Source organism: Cellulomonas cellasea (genome assembly GCF_030372105.1).
Lineage (GTDB): Bacteria > Actinomycetota > Actinomycetes > Actinomycetales > Cellulomonadaceae > Cellulomonas_A > Cellulomonas_A cellasea_A.
In genome coordinates this window covers 140,807-160,175 of sequence record NZ_JAUDBQ010000005.1, presented here as the reverse complement: position 1 = coordinate 160,175, position 19,369 = coordinate 140,807, and the positions used below count along the sequence as shown (strand labels likewise).

Here is a 19,369-nt window from a genome sequence, read left to right as displayed (position 1 = left end):
GTCACGCCCCGGGCGCCGTGGTGGCGGCGTCCCGGCGGGTCGCCGCGAGCGAGGCGAGTAGCGCGAGCCCGTCCGCCTCGGCCGAGCCGGGCGCGGCGCTGTAGGCGACCAGCATCAGGCCGGGCTCCTGGACGACCTGCATCACGTCGTAGTCGAGGGCCAGCACGCCGACATCGGGGTGGCGCAGGCGCTTGACCCCGGTGCGGTGCAGCCGCACGTCGTGTGTGGCCCAGAGCGCGCGGAAGTGGTCCGAGCGGGTGGAGAGCTCGCCGACGAGGTCGCTGAGCGGCTTGTCGAACGGGTTGCGCCCGGCTGCGCTGTGCAGGGCGGCCACGCAGTCGCGGCTGACCTGCTCCCAGTCGGCGTAGAACGAGCGTCCCGCGGGGTCGAGGAACGCGAACCGGGCGGTGTTCGGCGGGGCGCCGGTGGCGCGCGCGAAGTCGTAGACCGGTGCGTGGAGCTCTCGGGCCAGGTCGTTCGCGGCGACGATGTCGAGCCGGGTGTCGTGCAGGTACGCGGGCGCGGTGGTCATCGAGTCGAGCACGCGCTGCAAGGACGGCGGGACGGAGGCCGCCCGGGTTGGCGTGCACCGTTTGCGGGCCGGCTGGTTGGCGGCGTGCGCGAGATTGCGCAGGTGGAGCTGCTCGGCCTCGTCGAGGCGCAGCGCCGCGGCCAGCGCGTCCAGCACGGCGTCTGAGGCGCCTGCGAGGTTCCCGCGCTCCAGTCGGGCGTAGTACTCGGAGGAGACGCCGGCGAGCACCGCGACCTCGTCGCGCCGCAGCCCTGGCACCCGCCGCCTCCCCATCGTCGCGGGCAGCCCCACGTCGGCAGGCGTCAGTCGCGCGCGACGGGAGGCCAGGAAGTCCCGCACCTCTTCTCGATGGTCCATCCCTCGACGGTACGAGCCCGGCGGCGCGGTAGCCACGCACTGCCAGTACCCCTATCAGCAGGGCTCCCCACCCATAGGGCGGAGGCGTCCCGCGTCTGATCTGCTGGACGGAGCGCGCCAGCGGGGCCCGACCAGGGGCCCGCGTCCCCCACCACGACAGGAGCACTCATGACCACCACCTCCGTGCCGACCATCACGCTGACGGGCGGCGTCACCATGCCGGCGCTGGGCTTCGGCGTCTTCCAGACCCCGCCCGAGGAGACGGTCGCCAGCGTCCGCACCGCGCTGGACACCGGCTACCGCTTGATCGACACGGCCGCGGCGTACGGCAACGAGCGTGAGGTCGGCCGCGCGATCGCCGAGTCGGGGATCGACCGGGCCGAGGTCTTCGTGGAGACGAAGGTGTGGATCAGCGACTACGGCTACGACCAGACGCTGCACGCGTTCGACAAGTCCGCGGCCAAGCTGGGGCTCGACCAGATCGACCTGCTGATCTTGCATCAGGCGCTGCCGAGCCGCTTCGACCTCACCATCGAGGCGTACCGCGCCTTGGAGGCGCTGCTGGCCGATGGCCGGGTCCGCGCGATCGGCGTCAGCAACTTCATGCCCGAGCACCTGGACCGGCTGCTGGCGTCGGCGAGCGTCGTGCCCGCGGTCAACCAGGTCGAGGTGCACCCGTACTTCCAGCAGCCCGATGTGCAGTCCACCGACGCGGCGAGCGGCATCGTCACGCAGGCCTGGTCGCCGATCGGCGGCATCACCGCCTACCGCGAGACGGGCACGCGCACGTTCGACGACCCGACCATCACCCGCATCGCCGAGGCGCACGGCAAGACCCCAGCGCAGGTGATGCTGCGCTGGCACCTGCAGGAGGGCCGTTCCGCGATCCCCAAGTCGACGAAGCCCGCCCGCATCCGGGAGAACTTCGATGTGCTGGACTTCGAGCTCACCGGCGAGGAGATCGCCCAGGTCGACGCGCTCGACCAGGGCGTGCGCCGCGGGCCCGACCCGGCGGACATCACCCTGGAGTCGTTCGGCCGCCCCATCCCCGAGGCCTGAGCGTCCTCGCCGCGTCCCGGCGGACCCGTCAGGCGGCAGCCGCCTCGCGGGTCCGCCGCCGTGCGAGCACGGAGGTCGTCACGAGCCCGACCCCCACGACGGCCGTGGCCACCAGCCCGGGCGTGGCGGCGTTCCACCATCCGGCGCCCTGGAACAGCAGGGCCCGGGCGCCCTCCGCCAGGAGCCGCAGCGGGTTCCAGGGGTAGACGAGGTCCTGCCAGAAGCCCGGCAGGAACTCGAAGGGCAGGTTGGCGGTGCCGAGGCCCAGCACGAGGATCGCCACGGGCACGGCCATCCCCGCCATGCCGATCCAGTTCACCGAGCCGATCACCAGCGTCATGAGCGCGAAGGACGCGATCGCCATGAACGGCGCGGCGTCGAGCACGGACATGTCCACGTCGACCATGGCGGTGAGGATGGCCGATCCGGCGATGCCGATGGCGATGGCCGCGAGCGCGGCGACGGCGAGCTGCGTGGCCATCGTCCGCACCCGGCCGGTGGCGCCCAGCGGGAACGTCGAGCGGATGACGATGCCCGTGGCGTACGAGGAGATGTACGCGAGGATCATGAAGACCATCGGCAGGAAGCTCGCGAGCAGGGCGAGCGAGTCGGGCACCTCGTGGTGGGCCTGGGTGGCGAGCGCCAGGTCGGAGCCCGCGGTCAGCGCGGCGATCTGGCCGGACAGCAGGTTGGTGACCATCAGGTTCTTGCCCTCGTTGACGACGAGCGTCACCGGGCTCGCCTCGCCCTGGCCCAGCGTGGCGGCGATCTGCGAGGCGCTGAAGTCGGCGGGCACGACGAACGCGGCGTACACGTCGTTGTCCTCGAGCGCCTGATCGAGCGCCGCCTGGTCGCTCAGTGCCTGCCAGGCGATCATCCCGTCGGCGTCGTCGCCCCCGATCGCGTCGACCACCTGGGCGCCGGCGTCGAGCCGCCCCTGCGCGGTGCTGACGCCCTCGTCGAGGTTGACGAGCGCGATCGGCAGGTCGCGCGGCTCCATCCCGACCATGGGGGCCATCAGCAGGGCGCCCATGCCGAGCGCGGCCAGCAGGACGGCGAACGGCTTGATCCAGCGCAGCCGGGAGGGCTGCGGCGCCGAGGTGTTCATGGGGTGGCCTCTCCGGGCTTACGACACGGCACGTACCGTGCTGACGGTCCGACGGTAGACTGCCCACCCGAGGGAACGCAACGTACCTACGGGGATGTGGTGAGGGTGACGACTGACGAGGCGGCCAAGGCCACGCGCCGCAACGGCGACGAGCTCGACGAGGCGATCCGCGAGGCCGTGCGCGGCGAGCTCGCCGAGCGCGGCTACGCCGGCCTGACCTTCGAGGGCGTCGCGCGGCGGGCCCGGACGGGCAAGCCCGTGATCTACCGCCGCTACTCCTCGCGCGCGCAGATGGTGGTGGACGCCTGGGTCAGGCACACCGTGGCCGACCTGCCCCGGGCCAGCACCGGCAGCCTGCGCGGCGACCTCCTGGCCGTCGGGGCCGCGTTCGTGCAGCGGTTCGAGCTCATCGGCCTGGACACCCTGCGCGGCCTCATCGCCGAGGTCGGCGACGACCTGCTGCCCCAGCTCGCCGAGATGACGTCCGCCGCGGCGAACGAGATCCTCGGCGCCGTGATCGACGCCGCCCGCGAGCGCGGCGAGATCCCGCCCGGCGAGCTGCCGCCGCGCGTCGTCTCGCTCCCCCTCGCCCTCATGCGCCACGAGCTGCTCTTCGCCGGTCGCGTCGACGAGGCGACTATGGCGGACCTCGTCGACACCCTCTGCCTCCCCCTGCTGACCGCCGGGCGCGAGGACGACGCCGTCAGCCGAACGTAGCGAGGACCTCCCCGAACGCCCCCGTCGCGGCGACCGTGACGCCACCGTCCTCGGATCGGCGGGTGACCTGCTCGAGGACGCCGTCCCGCCAGAAGAACACGTTGTCGCTGAGCCCGCCGGGACCGTTGGACTGATCGGCGGCCATGCCGATCAGCGTCCGCATCGCGTCGAGCACCGAGAGGCCCTCGATGGGGTGCACGATGATCAAGGAGTGGTTCGGCGCCGCGACCAGCACGCCGTGGCGGGGGCGCTCGAGTTTGAAGTCGGCGGCGAGCACGTCCCCGAGCACGAGGAGTCGGCTGGCGTGGAAGTACCCGCCGGTGCTGACGTGCAGGTCGCCCCCGGTGTTGAGGGCGTACGCCTTCACCTGCTCGGCGGCCAGCGCCCGGAGATTGCGCAGCCCGGTCTCGCGGACCGACTCCCACCCGCCGAGCTTGTCGACCGCTTTCGCGCCGCTCAGCGTCTCCACACGGTCCGGGTAGTCGACGCCGAGCACCGCCACCAGGTCGCCGGCCACGTCGTCGCCCACCTCCATGCCGCCCGGGATCGCGTCGCGCTCGAGGACCCGCAGGTAGACCTGCTCGTCACGGATGGGCTCCGGGTCGAGCGAGCCCCGCAGGGCAGGCGCCATCACGCCAGCGTGCTGGGCCAGGAGCGCTGGCCACTCCCGCTCAGGGACCGCGGCGGCCCTGGTGGCGATGCTGTGGAGGGGCAGGACGCCCTCCGACGCCCGCAGCACACCGCCGTCCAGGACGGTCTCCATACCCGCCTCCGCGAACGCCCGCTGAGCCGCGGCGGTGAACCGCGCCGCCTGCTCCACGGTGAGCATCGGCAGGGCCTCGTCGGCAGGCCCCTCCTGCTCGCCCTTGCGCCGACCGAACCAGCCCACGAGCACCGCCCTCTCTGCGCCGATGCCCGCTGGCCGGCCGAGGATCGGCCGGGTCGAGGTCGGAGTGAAGCCCGGAACCTATCGCGGCCCACATCGCCCACGGGCGGGAATGGCGCCAGGGCGACGGGTGAGCGGCGCGCGCGTTCCAGTGACGGGAGGCCGCCAGTGCCGACTTCCGGTGGGATTGATACGTTTTGCGCAGCGTCGCGTGTCGATGGCGGACTGCGCCAGGCATGGAGGCGTCGGACCCGGCAGGTGGGCACGTGACCGAGCAGGAGAAGAGCAGGCTCGTCGCCTGGAACCGTGAGCTGGCGGCGGCCCATCAGCGGCTGCGCGACGCGCTGCGTGTGACGCGCGACGCGCTCGACTCCGGCGACACAGGCTCGGCGCGCACCGACCTGCTGTTGTACTGCCACGGGTTCTGCACCGCCCTCAGCGCCCACCACGCCAGCGAGGACGTCGCGCTGTTCCCCGAGCTGTCCGCGCGTTGGCCGGCGCTGCGGCCCACGATCGCGAGGCTGCGGGAGGACCACGACACGATCGCGTCACTGCTCGGGCGGCTCGACCGGGCCCTCGGCCGTTCCGCCCCGGTGGAAGAGCTCCAGCAGCACCTGGACGGGCTCGCCGCGATCATGGAGTCGCATTTCCGCTATGAGGAGCGCCAGCTCCTCGACATCCTCTCCACCTTGGAGCTCGACGCGGAGCCCCAGGCGGTTCTCGGCCCGCTCTGAACCGCCTCACCAGGAAACGGAGCGACCCCATGGCCACTGGCGCACACCCGCAGAAGGTCGTCATCCACGGGGCGGGCGGCGCGATCGGCGCGGCCGTCACCGAGGAGTTCGCGCGTCGGGGGGCGGAGCTCTTCCTCGCCGGCCGCCACGCCGAGGCCGTCGACGCGACGGCGGGCCGGGTGCGCGCGCTGACCTCCGCCCCCGTGCATGTCGCCGAGGTCGACGCGTCCGACGAGGCAGCCGTGACAGCGCACACCGAGGCGGTGGTCGCGGCCGCTGGCAGCCTCGACGTGATGCTGAACGCGGCGGGCATCCCGCTGGTCCAGGGCGTCCCGCTGCTGGAGATCAGCCTGGACGACGTGCTCGCGCCCGCTGCGAGCTGGCTCCGGACGCAGTTCCTCACCACGCGGGCCGCGGCCCGTCAGATGACGTCGCAGGGCAGCGGGACCATCCTGACGCTCTCCGCCTCCCCCGCGCGGATGTCGATCGCGGGCGTCGGAGGGTTCGCCGCCGCCTGCGCGGCCGTCGAGGCCCTCACCCGCACGTTCGCCGCTGAAGTCGGCCCCTCGGGCGTGCGCGTGGTCTGCCTGCGGCCGCAGCGCATCCTCGACACCCTGGGCGACACCCCCGACCTGCCGATGCCGGTCGACGAGTTCGCGCAATTCCTCGAGTCGCTCACCAGCAGCAAGTCGCTGCCCACGTTGGCCGACGTGGCGCAGATGGCGGTCTTCTTGGCCGAGGGCGGCGCCCGGGCCATGAACGGGGCGATCGTGAACCTCACCTGCGGCATGAGCCCGGACTGATCCCGCCGTCCCCCGAGCACAGCACAGGGCGGCGCCCCTTCGGGCGCCGCCCTGTGCCGACGTGTGCTGGCCTACGCCTGCGGGGTGAGTCGGAACCCCGCGCTGCCCGCCGTGCTCTCCACGTCGAGCTCCTGGTCGGCGAGGGTCGTCGAGGTCTCCGGCGAGACGAACACGTGTGCCGCCCCCTCCGTGATCACGTCGTCGCCGGGCACGGGCTCGGTGACGAGCGAGAGCTCGAAACTGCCGATCTGGTCGGGTGACTCCGCGATCCGCAGACCGCCCGAGTCGGGCAGGCCCGCCTTCGAGGTGAGATCGGCGACTGCACTGCGGGCGTTCTCGGTCAGGGTGAGCACGGGTGCTCCTCTCGTTTCCGGTGAGGACGCCGCGACACCGCACCGGGGTGCGGCAGCAGCAGGCGCCTTCGGACCCGTCCACCGTCACAAGGACCCCTCGGGGGCGCAACCGGGTGTCCGCTGAGCGAGACCCGATCCCGCGCCTCAGGACTGCTCGCCGCCGCCTCCCGACCCCTCGCCGGGCCCGTCACCAGGCCCGTCGCCAGCCCCTTCGCCAGGCCCGTCGGAGCCGCCGCCGAGTGGCCCCTCCCCGAGGGAGCGTTGCTCGGGGAGGGCCGAACGGCGTGGGGGGCGCCCCGGGGGCGGGACGACGGGCGGCTTGCTCGGACGCGGCTGGAGGCCCTGAGCTCGGGCCCGCTCCTCGCCCAGCCGGGTGTCCTCGCCGCGCCCTTCGACGTCCCCGCCCTCCTCGCGCCCGGCAGGCCCCTCGGGTCGAGCACCGTCGCCCTCCCCCGCCTCGCCATCGCCCGCCTCCTCCTGTCCCGCCTCCTTCTGTCCTGCCTCGGGCTGCCCCGCCTCGTGCTGCCCCGCGGCCTCGCGACGCCGCGCCTCGTCTCGCGCGGCGTGCTCCTCGCGCTCGGCGATCACGCCTTCCCCCGGGCCCGAGAACGCCCGAGACCTCTCGATGGCCTCGATGCTCCCCGTGAACAGGCTCGAGTCGCTGGTGAGGTCGATGCGTTGCGTCTCATCCGAGCCGCGCGGCTCAGGCTGCTCGGCCCGCGCGCGTGTTGCCACCTTCGCACTGCGGCGCCCCACGATGCCGGGTGGCGCGTGCCCGGCCGTCGCGCCCTTCGCCGCCGCCGTCGTCGGGGCGGCGGCCCGCTCGGGCGCCGGGCCGGCAGGCGCCCGGGAGGTCGGGACCCACCGGCGCAGGCCGCGCGGCGCCGACGCCTCGACGTCCCCCTCGCCCTCGTCCGCCTCGCCCTCGTCCGCCTCGCCCTCGTCCGCCATGGTCACCACGGCCACGGTGCGAGTGCGCGGGAGGGACTGCGGCGCCTCGGTCCGGAGCCATTCGACCAGCCCCTCACGCAGGAAGCAGCGCAGGTCGAACAGCGTGCCGGCGTCACGGGCGCTCGCCAGCGCGCGCAGCCGCACGTAGCCCAGCGTCGCGTCGGTCACCTGCATGACGCCCACCCGGCGGTCCCACAGGGGAGTGCTGGCGAGCAGCCGGGACATCTCGGCGCGCACCTCCTCGACGGGCACGTCCCAGTCCACGTCGATCTCGACGGTGCCGAGCAGGTCGGCCGCCCGCCGCGTCCAGTTCTCGAACGGGGTGGTGGTGAAGTAGGTGGACGGCAGGATCAGGCGCCGGTCGTCCCAGATGTGCACCACGACGTACGTCAGCGTGATCTCCTCGATGCGCCCCCACTCTTTGAGGACGATCACCACGTCGTCGACCCGGATCGCGTCGGTGAACGCGAGCTGCACGCCGGCGAAGAAGTTCGCCAGGGAGCTCTGCGCGGCGAGGCCCGCGACGATCGACAGCAGCCCGGCCGAGGCGAACACGCTCGCGCCGACGCCGCGGGCCTCCGGGAACGTCATGAGGATGCCCGCGAACGCGCAGATCACCAGGACGGCCACGGTGATGCGGCGGACCACGGTGATCTGGGTGCGGATGCGGCGCACCTGACGGTTGTCGGGCACGTCCATCCGGTACCGGTTGAGCATCGCGTCCTCGGCCACGAACGCGAGCGTGCCGACCAGCCAGGACACGGACACGATGAGGGAGATGAACAACGCGTGCCCGACGACGCGGGTCCAGCGTGCCGGGTCGGTGGAGAGCCAGATGCCGATCCACACGGAGATCAGCAGGAAAGTCACTTGCAGGGGCGCCCGGGACCGCCTGGTCAGGTCGGCCGCGATCGCGTACCGCCGCGCCACGCGCCGCGCGATGATGGAGACGATCGCGGCCGCGAGGAGGGCTCCGACGGCGCACGCGACCAGCACGAGAGCCGGGACGACGACCTCGCTCGGATCGTCGACCGCGAAGGCCAGGGTCATCATGTCAGCGTAAGCACGGTGGGCGGCGGCCGCCCATGGGCGGAAGGGGTCATGCCATGCGCGTCCTGGTGACGAATGACGACGGGGTCGCGTCGCCCGGCCTCGCGGTGCTGGCCCGCGCGGCGCAAGCCCTGGGCGCCGAGGTGCTGGTGGCGGCGCCCGCGCACGACGCGTCGGGTTCGAGCGCGGCGCTGACCGGGGCCGAGCACTTCGGCCGCATCGAGGCGGTGGAGGCCCGCGCGCCTGGCCTCCCCGAGGGTGTGCCGTGCGTCGCCGTCGACGCCACCCCCGGGCTGATCACCCTCGCCGCCGCCCGGGGCCGGTTCGGCCTGCCCCCGGACTTCGTGCTCTCGGGCGTCAACCGCGGGCCCAACACGGGCCGGGCGGTGCTGCACTCGGGCACTGTGGGCGCGGTGTTCACGGCCGCGACGCATGGCATCGAGGGCCTCGCCGTGTCGTTGGCGGCGGCCGATCCCGAGCACTGGGACACCGCCGAGGCATGCGCGCTCGCCACGTTGCGCGTGCTGCTCTCCGCCCGCTCGCGGGGGCGGGTGGCGAACCTCAACGTGCCCGACCTGCCCCTGTCGGAGCTGCTCGGGGTGCGGCGCGCGCGGCTCGCGGAGTTCGGGGCCGCGCAGGCCCATGTGGAGGAGCGTGACGGCGGCGAGGTGGTGGTGACCTACTCGGGGCCCGACGAGTCGCCCGACGACGACACGGACGCGGCGCTGCTCAAACGCGGCTGGGCCACCCTGACCCTGGTGAACCCACCGACCTCCGACGACGCCTCGCCGCTCGGGCCGGTCACGCTGCCCGGCTGAGCCGTCGGCGCGTCAGCCGAGCGCGTCCGCGATGAGCAGCATCGTCACCAGGAACCCGGTGACCAGGTTGAGCCACAGGAAGCGCCGCCACCCGCGGTTCGCGCGCTCGCAGTCCGCGTCGCGCACCGACCAGAAGACCGCCGCGTTCAGCGCGTAGGGCAGCGGCAGCAGCGCCGCCAGCCAACCCGGCCACGGGAGCACCGCGAGCACCGCGGCCGCGAGCAGGTAGGCGCCGGTGGCCGCGACGACTGTGGCGTGGGCGCCCAGCACTGTCGCCACCGACGCGATGCCGCCCTCGCGGTCCGCCCGGACGTCCTGCACGGCGCCGAAGGCGTGGGACGCCATGCCCCACAGCGTGAACGCGACCAGCACCGGCCACACGGCGCGCGCCGCCAGGTCCGCGCCCACCAGCACCAGCGCGTACAGCAGCGGCCCGACGAAGTGCATCGCCGAGGTGAACGAGTCGAGCACGGGCCGCTCCTTGAAGCGGAGCCCCGGCGCCGAGTACGCGACCACCAGGAACAGCACTGCCAGCAGCGTGATCCCCGCGCCCACGGAGCCCTGGCCGAGCAGCCACACCGTGAACGGCGCCGTCGTCACCACGCAGGCCCACAAAATGCGCCGGTGCACTTTCTGCGCGACGGCGGGGTCCGCGAGCGCCCCCTCGATGCCGCCCTTGCGCGGGTTGCGCAGGTCGGAGGCATAGTCGAAGACGTCGTTCACGCCGTACATCAGCAGGTTGTAGGGCGCCAGGAAGAACAGCGTGCCGACGATGAGCAGCGCGTCAACGCGGCCGCCCGTGGCGACGAGGTACCCGGCGGCGAACGGGTAGGCGGTGTTGATCCAGGAGAACGGCCGCGAGGCGGCGACCACCTGCCTCACACGTCGGTCCCGTCGACTGGCCTGTCGGCCGCCAGCCTGTCAGCGGCCGAGTTGTCGGACGCCGAGCTGTCGGACGAGTGGCCTGGCGCGCGCGCGTCGGAGGCCCGGTCGCGCCGCCGGCGCCCCAGCACCGTCCACAGCACCGGCATGGCGATGCCCGCGGCGACCGGGTAGGCGAAGTCCTCGATCGGGGCGCCCCACACCCACACGCCCAGGATCTTCGAGGGCTCGTAGGCGTACAGGCCCACGTCGATCATCAGGGTGTCGAAGATGACCGTGAGCATCAGCAGGTGCGCCACCGTCCAGACCACCGCCCAGCCGCGCAGCCGGCGCAGCACCGGCGCGCACACCAGGCACAGTGCGGCGAGCACCGCGACGTTGAGCACGGCGTTGGTCATCGGTCGCGCTCCGCCGTCTCGCTGGGCTCGGCCCTCTGGCCGTGCTCCCGCCCGGCGGCGGACCTGTCGAACCAGCGCCATGCGAGCAGCGCCAGGTAGCAGAGCAGCGCGAGGAAGAACGCCTCCTCCACTGGCAGCTCGGGCGCCAGCAGCAGGCCCGTCATATGCGGGCTGTCGCCGCGCGCGAAGATGCCGAGCAGCAGCCCCGCGCCGTCCCACGCCAGGAATCCCACGACGCCTATGCCCACGCACAGGGCGGACCGCCGCCAGTCGGACCAGAACGCGAGCCGGTGGGCGCGGTCCAGCAGCGCGAGCCCGCCCAGGGAGACCAGCAGGGCGCCGAGGTAGGAGAGGCCTATCACGGGCGCCTGCCGGTGGCGGCTTGGGACCACAGGCCGCGGGGCAGCGCGGCGTCCAGGAACCCGCGGCGCAGGGGCGCCGGAAGCGGGCGCGGCGACGTCTCGCCGAGCAGGCGCTTGGCCACGAGCTCGGCGCTGATCAGGCACATCGGCAGTCCCACCCCGGGAATCGTGCCAGCCCCGACGTGCAGCAGGTTGGGGACGCGCGGCGACGCGTCGCCGGGTCGGAACATCGCGCTCTGCCGCAGCGTGTGCTCCATGCCGAGGGCCGTGCCCCGCCATGCGGAGAAGTCCCGTGCGAAGTCCGCGGGCCCCACCACCCGCCGGGTGACGACACGTCCGCGCAGGTCGTCGATGCCCGCCCATGCGCCCACCTGGTCGAGGAACCTGTCGGCGTGCGCCTCGAGCCGCGCGCGGGAGTCCGCGTCGGCGCCCAGCGTGGGGTCGGCCGGGAACGGGACCAGCAGGAACAGGTTCTCGTGGCCGGGCGGCGCGGCGCTGGGGTCGGTGGCGGTGGTCCGCGACACGTACGCGGAGGCGACTTGCGGCACGCGCAGCGTCGAGGGGTCCGCGCCCTTGCGCCGGCCCAGGATGTCGTCGAAGTTCCCGGTCCAGTCGCGCGTGAAGAACAGCGAGTGGTGCGCCAGCTCGGGCAGCTCGCCCCGCACGCCCGCCATGACCAGCATCGACGAGATCCCCGGCCCGCGGTCGCGCCACCACGGCTCGGGCAGGGAGCGGTGGCGGGCGCCCAGCAGCGCGGTCTCGGTGTGGTGCCGGTCGGCCCCGGACACCACGAAGTCGGCCTCGACCAGCTCGCCGGACGCGAGGCGCACACCGCATGCGACGCCGGTGCGCCGAGGATGCCGCAGGCTGCGCGTGGCGGGCTCCACCTCGATGGACGCGACATCGGCGCCGGTGCGGATGCGCACGCCCTGGTCGCGGGCAATGCGCTGCAGCGCCTCGATCAGCGTGTACATCCCCCCGCGCGGGTAGCGCACGCCGTCCACCAGGTCGAGGTGGCTCATCAGCGAGTACAGGGCGGGCACCCGGTAGGGCGACGAGCCCAGGAAGACCGCGTGGTATCCGAGCACCTGGCGCAGCACCGGGTGCTCGACGACGTCGGCCACCTTGTCAGCGAGGGGCCGGGTGAGCAGCCCCGCGAGGGTCCCCGCCCGACGCAGCACCTCGGCGGACAGCGCTCGGTCAGGCCGCTGGAACGTCGTGTAGAGGAAGTGGTCCAGCGCGATCCGGTACGCCTCGCTGGACTCGGCGGCGTAGGCGCGCATCGCCTCGCCGGCGCCGGGCTCGAGCGCGTCGAAGGCCTTCCAGTTCAGCTCGGCGTCGGCTGCGACCTCCAGTATCGCGGCGGGACCGGGGCCCGCGGGCTCCGGGAACACCCGGTAGGCCGGGTCGAGTCGCACCAAGTCCAGGTGGTCCTCGACGCGCTCGCCGAGCAGCGCGAACAGGTGCTCGACGACCTCCGGCATGAAGTACCAGGACGGCCCGGTGTCGAAGCGGAACCCGTCGAAGGACGCGGAGCCCACCCTGCCGCCGACCTGCGCGTGCCGCTCCAGCAGCGTGACGTCCGCGCCGCCGCGCGCCAACAGCGCCGCCGTCGCGAGCCCTCCGATGCCGCCGCCGACGACCACGACCCGCCTCATGCGCCCACCCTCATCCCCTGCGGCGGCTTGCCGCCCGCCTGGCCGGCCACTGCCCGCACCACCACCGCCACCTTGCGCGGTCCCCCCAGCCGCAGCCTGCGCTCCAGCAGCTCGTCCGGTGGGGTGGCCGCCAGCCGGGTCAGGAGCGCCTCGTAGAGCCCGAGGGTCGCGGCGACGGCCATCCGCGCGCGGTGCGGCAGCCCGGGCAGGGCGGCCCTGGCCACCCGCACGTCCTGCCCGATCTCCTCGAGGATCTGGTCGAGATCCTCCTGGCGCAGGGCCCCCGGCCGCACCCCCGGGAAGTAGCAGCGGCCGAGCTCCCCGGAGTCCGCGCCCAGGTCGCGCAGGAAGTTGATCTTCTGGAACGCGGCGCCCAGGGCCCGGGCGCCCGCCGAGAGCGCCGCGTCGGGCCGCCGCACAGGCTCGCCCGGGGGCCGATCGGCGTTGAGGAACACCGCCAGGCACATGAGCCCGACCACCTCCGCGGACCCGTACACGTACCGCGCGTAGCTCTCCTGGTCGTGCACCCGCACCGTCAGGTCGGCGCGCATGGACGCGAAGAACGGGTCGAGCTCGGCATGCCCGATGCCGGTGCGCGCGGCCGTGGCGGCGAAGGCGTGCACCACGAGGTTCGTGGAGTAGCCCGACTCGAGGGCGCGGGCGGTCTGCGCCTCGAGCTCGTCCAGCAGCGGCCCGGCGTCCGCGCCGCGATGGGTGTCGACCACCTCGTCGGCGATCCGCACCAGCGCGTAGACGGCCTCGATGTCATGGCGGGCCTGCCGCCCGAGCAGCCGGGCGCCCATCCCGAAGGACGTCGAGTACCCGGCGAGCACCACGCGGCTGGCTCGTGCCGCGGTCCGGTCGTAGAGGTCGACTGCCGTGCCGCGCATCAGCTTCCCCGCCCGTCCAACTCGTCGACCAGCGCGACGAGGCTTCCCGCGAGGGGGTCGGGCAGGGTCTGCTCCGCGCACTCCCGGGCGGCACGCGCCGCTCCCCCGGCCAGCGCGAGCGCCCGGTCCCGCGCTCCGCACACGGTCATCAGGGCGCGGACCTGGGCGGCGCCGTCCTCATCCAGCCCGGGGTCGCCCACGCGTCGGTCCAGCAGCGCGCGCCCGTCGTCGTCGGCGAGCAGGTATGTCAGGCGCAGCAGCTCGGTGCGTTTGCCCTCGCGCAGGTCGGAGAGCGCTGACTTGCCGGTGCGCGCCGGGTCGCCGAACACGCCGAGGTCGTCGTCGACGAGTTGGAACGCCACTCCCAGCGCGTCGCCGAACCGTTCGAGCCGGCTATGCGTCTCGGCTGGAGCCCGGGCGAGCAGCGCGCCGGCGACGAGGGGCGCCGTGAACGAGTATGCAGAGGTCTTCAGCTCGGCGATCCGCAGCGGGTCGACGTCGGAGGGGTCGCGCAGCTCCGCGCCGACGTCCAACAGCTCGCCTGCCACGGTGGCGCCGAGGGTGCGGGCCATGAGCGCGACGACTGCCACCCGCAGCGCGGGGTCGACGGGGGCCTGTGCGACGAGGTCGAACGCGGACACCAGGGCCAAGTCCCCGCCGAGCAGCCCGGCGGCCAGCACCTGGTCGTCGGCCACGGGTCCGACCACGCCGGCCGCCGCGAGCCGGGCGCGGTGGGCGCCGGCGATGTTGGGCCGGCCCCGGCGCACCTCGTCATGGTCGAGGAGGTCGTCGTGGGTGAGCATCGCGGTGTGCACGAGCTCCTGCGCGGCGGCGACGGGCGCGACGGCGTCGAGGTCCGTGCCGCCGAGGCCGAGGTACGCCGTGAGGGTGAGCCGGGGGCGCATGAGCTTGCCGCCCACCTGGTCGGAGACGTCCGCCCAGAGCTGCGCGTAGGGCTGGGCGACGTGCGCGGCGCGGTCCCGGCGGCCCGCGAGGTACCGGTCGAGCACTGCGGTGGTCGCGGCCATGCCAGCGTCGACCTCCCGGGCAGAGGTGCGGGACTCGGCGGTGCTGACCTGTTCGTTCACGGCCCCCTCCTCACATCGGGATGCTCAGCATACTGAGGATCGCCTAGATCGCTAACCCGTGCTCCAGGCTCCCACCTGCGGCGATCCTCGGCAGGCCCGAAATGTCCGGCGGTAGGGTGGGCGCATGAACTGGCTGGTCACCGGCGGCGCCGGGTACATCGGATCGCATGTCGTCCAGGCGTTCCGGGACGTTGGCCTCGGCGTGGTCGTCCTCGACGACCTCTCGAGCGGGCACGCCGAGTTCGTGCCCGACGACGTGCCCCTGATCCGCGGCTCCATCCTCGACACCGACCTCGTCGCGGGCGCCCTCGCCGAGCACCACGTCACCGGCGTGGTGCACCTCGCGGGGTTCAAGTACGCCGGAGTCTCCGTCGACCGGCCGCTGCACACCTACGAGCAGAACGTCACCGGCACCAGCCACCTGCTCGCCGCGATGGCCACCGCCGGCGTCGACGCGATCGTCTTCTCGTCCAGCGCGGCCGTCTACGGCACCCCCGACACCGACCTGGTGACCGAGCAGACCGCCACCGCGCCCGAGTCGCCCTACGGCGAGTCCAAGCTCATCGGCGAGTGGCTGCTGCGGGACCAGGGCCGCGCCACCGGACTGCGCCACACGTCACTGCGGTACTTCAACGTGGTCGGCTCCGGCTCCCCCACGCTGTACGACTCCAGCCCGCACAACCTGTTCCCGCTGGTGCTCGACGCGCTCGCCGCAGGCCGCACGCCCCGCATCAACGGCGACGACTACCCCACCCCCGACGGCACCTGCGTGCGCGACTACGTGCACGTCGCCGACCTGGCCGTCTCGCATGTCGCCGCCGCCCAGGCGCTGGCCGAGGGTCGCGCGCTCGAGCCCGTCTACAACCTGGGCAGCGGCGACGGCGTCTCGGTGCGGCAGATCATGACGGCGATGGCCGACGCCACCGGCATCGAGTTCACCCCCGAGGTGGCCCCCCGCCGGCCCGGCGACCCGGCGCGCATCGTCGCGTCCGGCGCCCTGGCCGCTCGGGACCTCGACTGGAAGATGCGCCACACCCTCGCCGACATGGTCGCCTCCGCCTGGCAGGCCCACGCGCGCTGACCCGCGGCGCCCCTGCCCGCGGCGCGCCTACCCGCGCAGATCGTCCCCGCGCAGGTCGTCGAGCCTGGCCGCCACCCGCTCCAGCACCTTCTCCGAGCCGGCGTAGACGCCGCTGTCGCGCGGCCAGTGCACGACGACGTCGGTGAAGCCCAGCGCCGTCGCCCGCTCCACCCCCTCCATCAGCAGGTCCACGGAGTCCAGCGAGTACATCGGCGCGCCGTCGAGGTTCAGGTAGCGCCGCAGCGGGCCCGCGTCCGGCCCCGCCGACGCGCGTTCCGCGGCCAGCACGTCGTCGAAGTCGGAGGCCATGGTCGCCAGCCCGGCCCACCAGCGCTCCTGCGCCTGCTCGGGCGGCAGGCCCTCGTCCTCCGGCCCGAACGTCGGGCCGTACGTCGCCCACCCCTGCCCGTGCCGCGCGGCCACCCGCATCGCCCTCGGCCCGTTGGCCGCCACGACGAACGGCGGCCGGGGCCGGGCCAGGGCGCCCGGCAACATGCGGGCGTCATGCGCCTCGTAGAACTCGCCGACGTGCTCGGTGACCGGGTGCGTGAGCAGTTGGTCGAGCAGGCTCACGAACTCCTCGAACCGCCGGGTGCGGACGCCCCGCGTCGGCGGCGGCCCCAGCACCGACGCGTCGAACCCCTCCCCGCCCGCCCCGACGCCGAGCAGGAACCGCCCGCCGCTGATGTCGTCGAGGCCCATCACGTCCTTGGCGAACGGCACGGGGTGCCGGAAGTTCGGCGACGCCACCCAGGTGCCCAGCCCGATCCGCTCGGTCACCGCGGCAGCCGCCGCCAGCAACGGGACCGTCGCGAACCACGGCTCGTCGGCCAGCGACCGCCACGCCAGGTGGTCGTAGGTCCAGGCGTGGTCGAAGCCGTACTCCTCGGCCCGCTGCCAGCGCTCGCGGGCCTTGCTCCAACGATCCTGCGGCAGCAGCACCACGCCCAGGCGCAACGGTTCGCTCATGGGCTCACGCTATCCGTGGACGTCACCGCCCTCGGCCTCAGCCGCTCAGTCCCAGCCGAGCTCGTGCAAGCGCGCGTCGTCGATGCCGAAGTGGTGGGCGATCTCGTGCACCACAGTCACCGCGACCTCCTCGACCACCTCATCGCGGTCCTCACAGATCGCCAGGGTCGGGTTGCGGAAGATCGTGATGCGGTCCGGCAGGGACCCCATCGCCCACCACTCCCCACGTTCGGTCAGCGGCGTCCCGTCGTAGACTCCGAGCAGGTCGGGCTCACCCTCGGGCGGGTCGTCCTCGACCAGCACCACCACGTTGTCGATCTGCGCGGCCAGCTCCGGGGGGATCAGGTCGAGCGCATCGCCGACGGCCACCTCGAAGTCCTCGCGTGACATCTCCACCATGACGACCATCCTGCCGCGCCGCACCGGGCCCCGGAACCACTGCGCGACAGGGGGTCACACCCCTTCTGACCTGCGGTTTTGGTGTTCCTGGCTCCCACACCTTATGGTTATCACCGGTCAGAAGACGCCTCGACGTCAGGGGCAGTCCCGCCCCCATCGTCTAGCGGCCTAGGACCCCGCCCTTTCACGGCGGTAGCACGGGTTCGAATCCCGTTGGGGGTACGAGCAGTACTGCAGGAACCTTGTCTCACCACAAGGCCCCGTAGCGCAGTTGGTTAGCGCGCCGCCCTGTCACGGCGGAGGTCGCGGGTTCAAGTCCCGTCGGGGTCGCTCGATATACGCCCGGTCATTTGGCCGGGCGTTGTCGGTTCGGCCACTTAGCTCAGTTGGTAGAGCGTTCGACTGAAAATCGAAAGGTCGGCAGTTCGACCCTGCCAGTGGCCACAGAGCAGAACCACAGAACGAGCCCCGCCCGGAGTCCCGGCGCGGGGCTTCGTCGTCTCCGGATCACGCGCGGGCCCGCGACGGGCGCGGCGTCGACCCCGTCCCGTCACATGGCGCTCACCTGCCCGAGTGGCCCCGGAAACATCGGCACGCCACGATGCATTTGTCCGCTTCGCTCGTCCGAGGGAAAGTGTGGTCCGCCCGTGCTCAAGAAGTCCCGTTCCGCCGCGTCCGCCACCTGCACGCTCACCTTCGCCCTGCCGGCGTCCACGCTGCCCGTGAGCGTCGTCGGCACGTTCAACGACTGGACGCCGGGGGCCCACCCGCTGCGCCGCCGCTCCAACGGGACGGCCAGCACGTCCGTGACGGTCCCGGTGGGGACGACTGTGCGGTTCCGGTACCTGGGCGACAACGGGCTCTGGTTCGACGACGCCGACGCCGACGAGATCACCGCTGACGGCGGAGTCGTGCTGGCCTGAGCCAGCGGCGCAGGTCATGCGCCCAGGCGTGTCGGCGCCCGTCACTACGGTGCGCACATGCACACCGTGACGCGTGGCGAGGGCCGCCCGATCCTGCTCATCCACGGCTTCGGCGTCGATCATCGGCTGCTCACCAGCCTCGACGGGGCGATCGCTGCCGCGGGGCCGTGGCGGCGGGTGTACGTCGACCTGCCCGGCATGGGCCAGAGCACCGATCCGGTGTCGAGCTCGGACGATGTGCTGGACGCGCTCACGGAGCTCGCGGCCGCGCAGATCGGCGAGCCCTTCGCCGTGGTGGGCTCGTCGTACGGCGGGCTCATGGCGCGGGCCCTCGCCGCCCGGCTGCCCGACCAGGTGAGGGGCCTCGCGCTGCTGGCGCCGCTCGCCACCGACGGCGACGGCGCCCCTGACGCGCCGCCGAGGCACGTCGTCCAAGCGGACCCCGCACTGCTCGCCCAGCTGGACCCGGCGGACGCCGCGGAGTTCGCGGAGATGGCGGTGCGGCAGACGCCCGAGGCCTGGGCGCTGTTCCGCGACCACGCGCTGCCCGGCATCCGCGCCGCCGACCAGGCCGCTCTGGCACGCCTCCGCGCCCGCTACGCGCTGTCCCGGCGCCCCGAGGCCGAGGGGTACTCGTACCCGGGCCCGACCCTCGTCGTCACCGCACGCCACGACCAGGTGGTCGGCTACCGCGATGCCCTGGCGCTGCTCCCCCACTACCCGCGGTCGACGTTCGCACTGCTGGACGACGCCGGCCACAACGTGCACCTCGACCAACCCGCGCTCGTGGCCGCGTTGCTCCAGGAGTGGCTCGCGCGGGTGGCGCTCGCGGCGCCCGCCGCTACCGCCCCGGCGCGGGCTGGTGCGCGGTGAAGAGGGCCTCGTCGAGCCGCTCCAAGATGTCGCGCCCCTCGGCCACGTCCCACGGGGTGCCGGCGAGCTCGAACTCGAACAGCATCGGCCGCCCGGATCGTCGGGCGATCTCCCGCGCGGCCATCTGGTAGTGCTGCCCGAAGTTCCGGTTGCCCGATCCCATGACCCCCACGAGCCCCCGGCGGTTCACCTCGGAGCGCAGGAAGCGCCGCACGGCCTCCGGGATCGTGTCGTTGCTGTCGTTGCCGGTCTTGTAGGAGGGCGTGAGCAGCACCCAGGGCCCATCGACCTCGCTCAGGCGGTGCTCGCGCTCAGCGAGGTTGAACACCGGCCGCTCCAGCCGCTCAGCGAAGGAGCGCACGAGCCCGCTGGCACTCGAGTAGTAGTAGAGCGGGGTCTGTCGCATCCTTCGATGCAACCAGGGCGCGACGGCGTCGCTGCCAGGACGATCGTCCCGGCAGCGACGTGTCGCCGGCCA

General features: G+C 73.3%; 22 protein-coding genes and 3 tRNA genes. 11 read left to right on the top strand and 14 right to left on the bottom strand.

Annotated features, from left to right (window positions below; genetic code table 11):
• Nucleotide 1: 1 nt before the first annotated feature.
• Nucleotides 2-889 (bottom strand): MmyB family transcriptional regulator, encoded by an 888-nt coding sequence (locus QUV83_RS06875; protein WP_289563446.1) that lies wholly within the window; start codon nucleotides 887-889, stop codon nucleotides 2-4.
• Between the two features lie 168 nt (nucleotides 890-1,057).
• On the opposite strand from QUV83_RS06875, the gene QUV83_RS06870 reads away from it, so the two are divergent.
• Nucleotides 1,058-1,948 carry an aldo/keto reductase gene (locus QUV83_RS06870; RefSeq protein ID WP_289563445.1) on the top strand — a complete coding sequence of 297 codons (891 nt, stop codon included), beginning with the start codon at nucleotides 1,058-1,060 and terminating at the stop codon, nucleotides 1,946-1,948.
• A 28-nt stretch (nucleotides 1,949-1,976) separates the two neighbouring features.
• Here the strand turns inward: QUV83_RS06870 and QUV83_RS06865 are convergent, their stop codons facing one another.
• Nucleotides 1,977-3,056: a YhgE/Pip domain-containing protein gene (locus tag QUV83_RS06865; RefSeq protein ID WP_289563444.1), complete on the bottom strand. Its 1,080-nt coding sequence runs from the start codon at nucleotides 3,054-3,056 to the stop codon at nucleotides 1,977-1,979.
• Nucleotides 3,057-3,161: 105 nt separating this feature from the next.
• Between QUV83_RS06865 and QUV83_RS06860 the strand changes: the two genes are divergently transcribed.
• Nucleotides 3,162-3,773 (top strand): TetR/AcrR family transcriptional regulator, encoded by a 612-nt coding sequence (locus QUV83_RS06860; protein WP_289563443.1) that lies wholly within the window; start codon nucleotides 3,162-3,164, stop codon nucleotides 3,771-3,773.
• Here the strand turns inward: QUV83_RS06860 and QUV83_RS06855 are convergent.
• Nucleotides 3,760-4,662, bottom strand: coding sequence for a hypothetical protein (locus QUV83_RS06855; RefSeq protein WP_289563442.1), 903 nt, complete (start codon nucleotides 4,660-4,662; stop codon nucleotides 3,760-3,762). The genes QUV83_RS06860 and QUV83_RS06855 overlap by 14 nt on opposite strands.
• Before the next feature lie 263 nt (nucleotides 4,663-4,925).
• Here QUV83_RS06855 and QUV83_RS06850 point away from each other — a divergent pair, with 263 nt between their 5' ends.
• Both QUV83_RS06850 and QUV83_RS06845 read left to right on the top strand, forming a co-directional pair.
• On the top strand, nucleotides 4,926-5,393 hold the full coding sequence (locus QUV83_RS06850; protein ID WP_289563441.1) for a hemerythrin domain-containing protein: 468 nt from the start codon (nucleotides 4,926-4,928) through the stop codon (nucleotides 5,391-5,393).
• 29 nt (nucleotides 5,394-5,422) lie between these two features.
• Complete coding sequence (locus QUV83_RS06845; protein WP_289563440.1) at nucleotides 5,423-6,196, top strand: SDR family NAD(P)-dependent oxidoreductase; 774 nt, start codon at nucleotides 5,423-5,425, stop codon at nucleotides 6,194-6,196.
• Between the two features lie 71 nt (nucleotides 6,197-6,267).
• On the opposite strand, the gene QUV83_RS06840 is transcribed toward QUV83_RS06845, so the two are convergent.
• Both QUV83_RS06840 and QUV83_RS06835 read right to left on the bottom strand, forming a co-directional pair.
• A complete protein-coding gene (locus tag QUV83_RS06840) occupies nucleotides 6,268-6,549 on the bottom strand; it encodes an adhesin (protein ID WP_289563439.1) in 282 nt (93 codons plus the stop codon).
• A 144-nt stretch (nucleotides 6,550-6,693) separates the two neighbouring features.
• Nucleotides 6,694-8,550, bottom strand: coding sequence for a mechanosensitive ion channel domain-containing protein (locus tag QUV83_RS06835; RefSeq protein ID WP_289563438.1), 1,857 nt, complete (start codon nucleotides 8,548-8,550; stop codon nucleotides 6,694-6,696).
• A gap of 56 nt (nucleotides 8,551-8,606) precedes the next feature.
• On the opposite strand from QUV83_RS06835, the gene QUV83_RS06830 reads away from it, so the two are divergent.
• Nucleotides 8,607-9,368: a 5'/3'-nucleotidase SurE gene (locus QUV83_RS06830; protein ID WP_289563437.1), complete on the top strand. Its 762-nt coding sequence runs from the start codon at nucleotides 8,607-8,609 to the stop codon at nucleotides 9,366-9,368.
• 12 nt (nucleotides 9,369-9,380) lie between these two features.
• Here QUV83_RS06830 and QUV83_RS06825 read toward each other — a convergent pair whose 3' ends face one another.
• Genes QUV83_RS06825 through QUV83_RS06800 form a run of 6 tightly spaced genes read right to left on the bottom strand, consistent with a single transcriptional unit; the run spans nucleotide 9,381 to nucleotide 14,646 of the window.
• Nucleotides 9,381-10,250: a prenyltransferase gene (locus QUV83_RS06825; protein WP_289563436.1), complete on the bottom strand. Its 870-nt coding sequence runs from the start codon at nucleotides 10,248-10,250 to the stop codon at nucleotides 9,381-9,383.
• The gene (locus tag QUV83_RS06820; protein WP_289563435.1) at nucleotides 10,247-10,648 is read right to left on the bottom strand and encodes a lycopene cyclase domain-containing protein; all 402 of its coding nucleotides are present in this window, start codon (nucleotides 10,646-10,648) and stop codon (nucleotides 10,247-10,249) included. The genes QUV83_RS06825 and QUV83_RS06820 overlap by 4 nt, the downstream gene beginning before the upstream one ends.
• A complete protein-coding gene (locus QUV83_RS06815; RefSeq protein ID WP_289563434.1) occupies nucleotides 10,645-11,010 on the bottom strand; it encodes a lycopene cyclase domain-containing protein in 366 nt (121 codons plus the stop codon). The genes QUV83_RS06820 and QUV83_RS06815 overlap by 4 nt, the downstream gene beginning before the upstream one ends.
• Nucleotides 11,007-12,668 carry a phytoene desaturase family protein gene (gene crtI, locus QUV83_RS06810; protein ID WP_289563433.1) on the bottom strand — a complete coding sequence of 554 codons (1,662 nt, stop codon included), beginning with the start codon at nucleotides 12,666-12,668 and terminating at the stop codon, nucleotides 11,007-11,009. The genes QUV83_RS06815 and crtI overlap by 4 nt, the downstream gene beginning before the upstream one ends.
• Nucleotides 12,665-13,558, bottom strand: coding sequence for a phytoene/squalene synthase family protein (locus QUV83_RS06805; RefSeq protein WP_289563432.1), 894 nt, complete (start codon nucleotides 13,556-13,558; stop codon nucleotides 12,665-12,667). The genes crtI and QUV83_RS06805 overlap by 4 nt, the downstream gene beginning before the upstream one ends.
• Nucleotides 13,558-14,646 (bottom strand): polyprenyl synthetase family protein, encoded by a 1,089-nt coding sequence (locus QUV83_RS06800; protein ID WP_289563431.1) that lies wholly within the window; start codon nucleotides 14,644-14,646, stop codon nucleotides 13,558-13,560. The genes QUV83_RS06805 and QUV83_RS06800 overlap by 1 nt, the downstream gene beginning before the upstream one ends.
• 124 nt (nucleotides 14,647-14,770) lie before the next feature.
• On the opposite strand from QUV83_RS06800, the gene galE reads away from it, so the two are divergent.
• Nucleotides 14,771-15,727 (top strand): UDP-glucose 4-epimerase GalE, encoded by a 957-nt coding sequence (gene galE, locus QUV83_RS06795; RefSeq protein ID WP_289563430.1) that lies wholly within the window; start codon nucleotides 14,771-14,773, stop codon nucleotides 15,725-15,727.
• A 27-nt stretch (nucleotides 15,728-15,754) separates the two neighbouring features.
• On the opposite strand, the gene QUV83_RS06790 is transcribed toward galE, so the two are convergent.
• Together QUV83_RS06790 and QUV83_RS06785 are read right to left on the bottom strand one after the other, a co-directional pair.
• Nucleotides 15,755-16,696, bottom strand: a complete 942-nt coding sequence (locus QUV83_RS06790; RefSeq protein WP_289563429.1) for an LLM class flavin-dependent oxidoreductase — start codon at nucleotides 16,694-16,696, stop codon at nucleotides 15,755-15,757.
• 45 nt (nucleotides 16,697-16,741) lie between these two features.
• A complete protein-coding gene (locus QUV83_RS06785; RefSeq protein ID WP_066587198.1) occupies nucleotides 16,742-17,095 on the bottom strand; it encodes a metallopeptidase family protein in 354 nt (117 codons plus the stop codon).
• A 149-nt stretch (nucleotides 17,096-17,244) separates the two neighbouring features.
• Between QUV83_RS06785 and QUV83_RS06780 the strand changes: the two genes are divergently transcribed.
• The 5 genes from QUV83_RS06780 to QUV83_RS06760 all read left to right on the top strand — a co-directional run bounded on the left by QUV83_RS06780 (nucleotide 17,245) and on the right by QUV83_RS06760 (nucleotide 18,891).
• A tRNA-Glu gene (locus QUV83_RS06780) sits at nucleotides 17,245-17,317 on the top strand.
• A gap of 34 nt (nucleotides 17,318-17,351) precedes the next feature.
• A tRNA-Asp gene (locus QUV83_RS06775) sits at nucleotides 17,352-17,425 on the top strand.
• 41 nt (nucleotides 17,426-17,466) lie between these two features.
• Nucleotides 17,467-17,539: transfer RNA gene (locus QUV83_RS06770), tRNA-Phe, on the top strand.
• Between the two features lie 203 nt (nucleotides 17,540-17,742).
• The gene (locus QUV83_RS06765; protein ID WP_289563428.1) at nucleotides 17,743-18,018 is read left to right on the top strand and encodes an isoamylase early set domain-containing protein; all 276 of its coding nucleotides are present in this window, start codon (nucleotides 17,743-17,745) and stop codon (nucleotides 18,016-18,018) included.
• 57 nt (nucleotides 18,019-18,075) lie between these two features.
• On the top strand, nucleotides 18,076-18,891 hold the full coding sequence (locus QUV83_RS06760) for an alpha/beta fold hydrolase (RefSeq protein ID WP_289563427.1): 816 nt from the start codon (nucleotides 18,076-18,078) through the stop codon (nucleotides 18,889-18,891).
• Here QUV83_RS06760 and nrdI read toward each other — a convergent pair.
• Nucleotides 18,860-19,297: a class Ib ribonucleoside-diphosphate reductase assembly flavoprotein NrdI gene (gene nrdI / locus QUV83_RS06755; protein WP_289563426.1), complete on the bottom strand. Its 438-nt coding sequence runs from the start codon at nucleotides 19,295-19,297 to the stop codon at nucleotides 18,860-18,862. The two genes, QUV83_RS06760 and nrdI, sit on opposite strands and share 32 nt — an antisense overlap.
• Nucleotides 19,298-19,369: the final 72 nt, after the last annotated feature.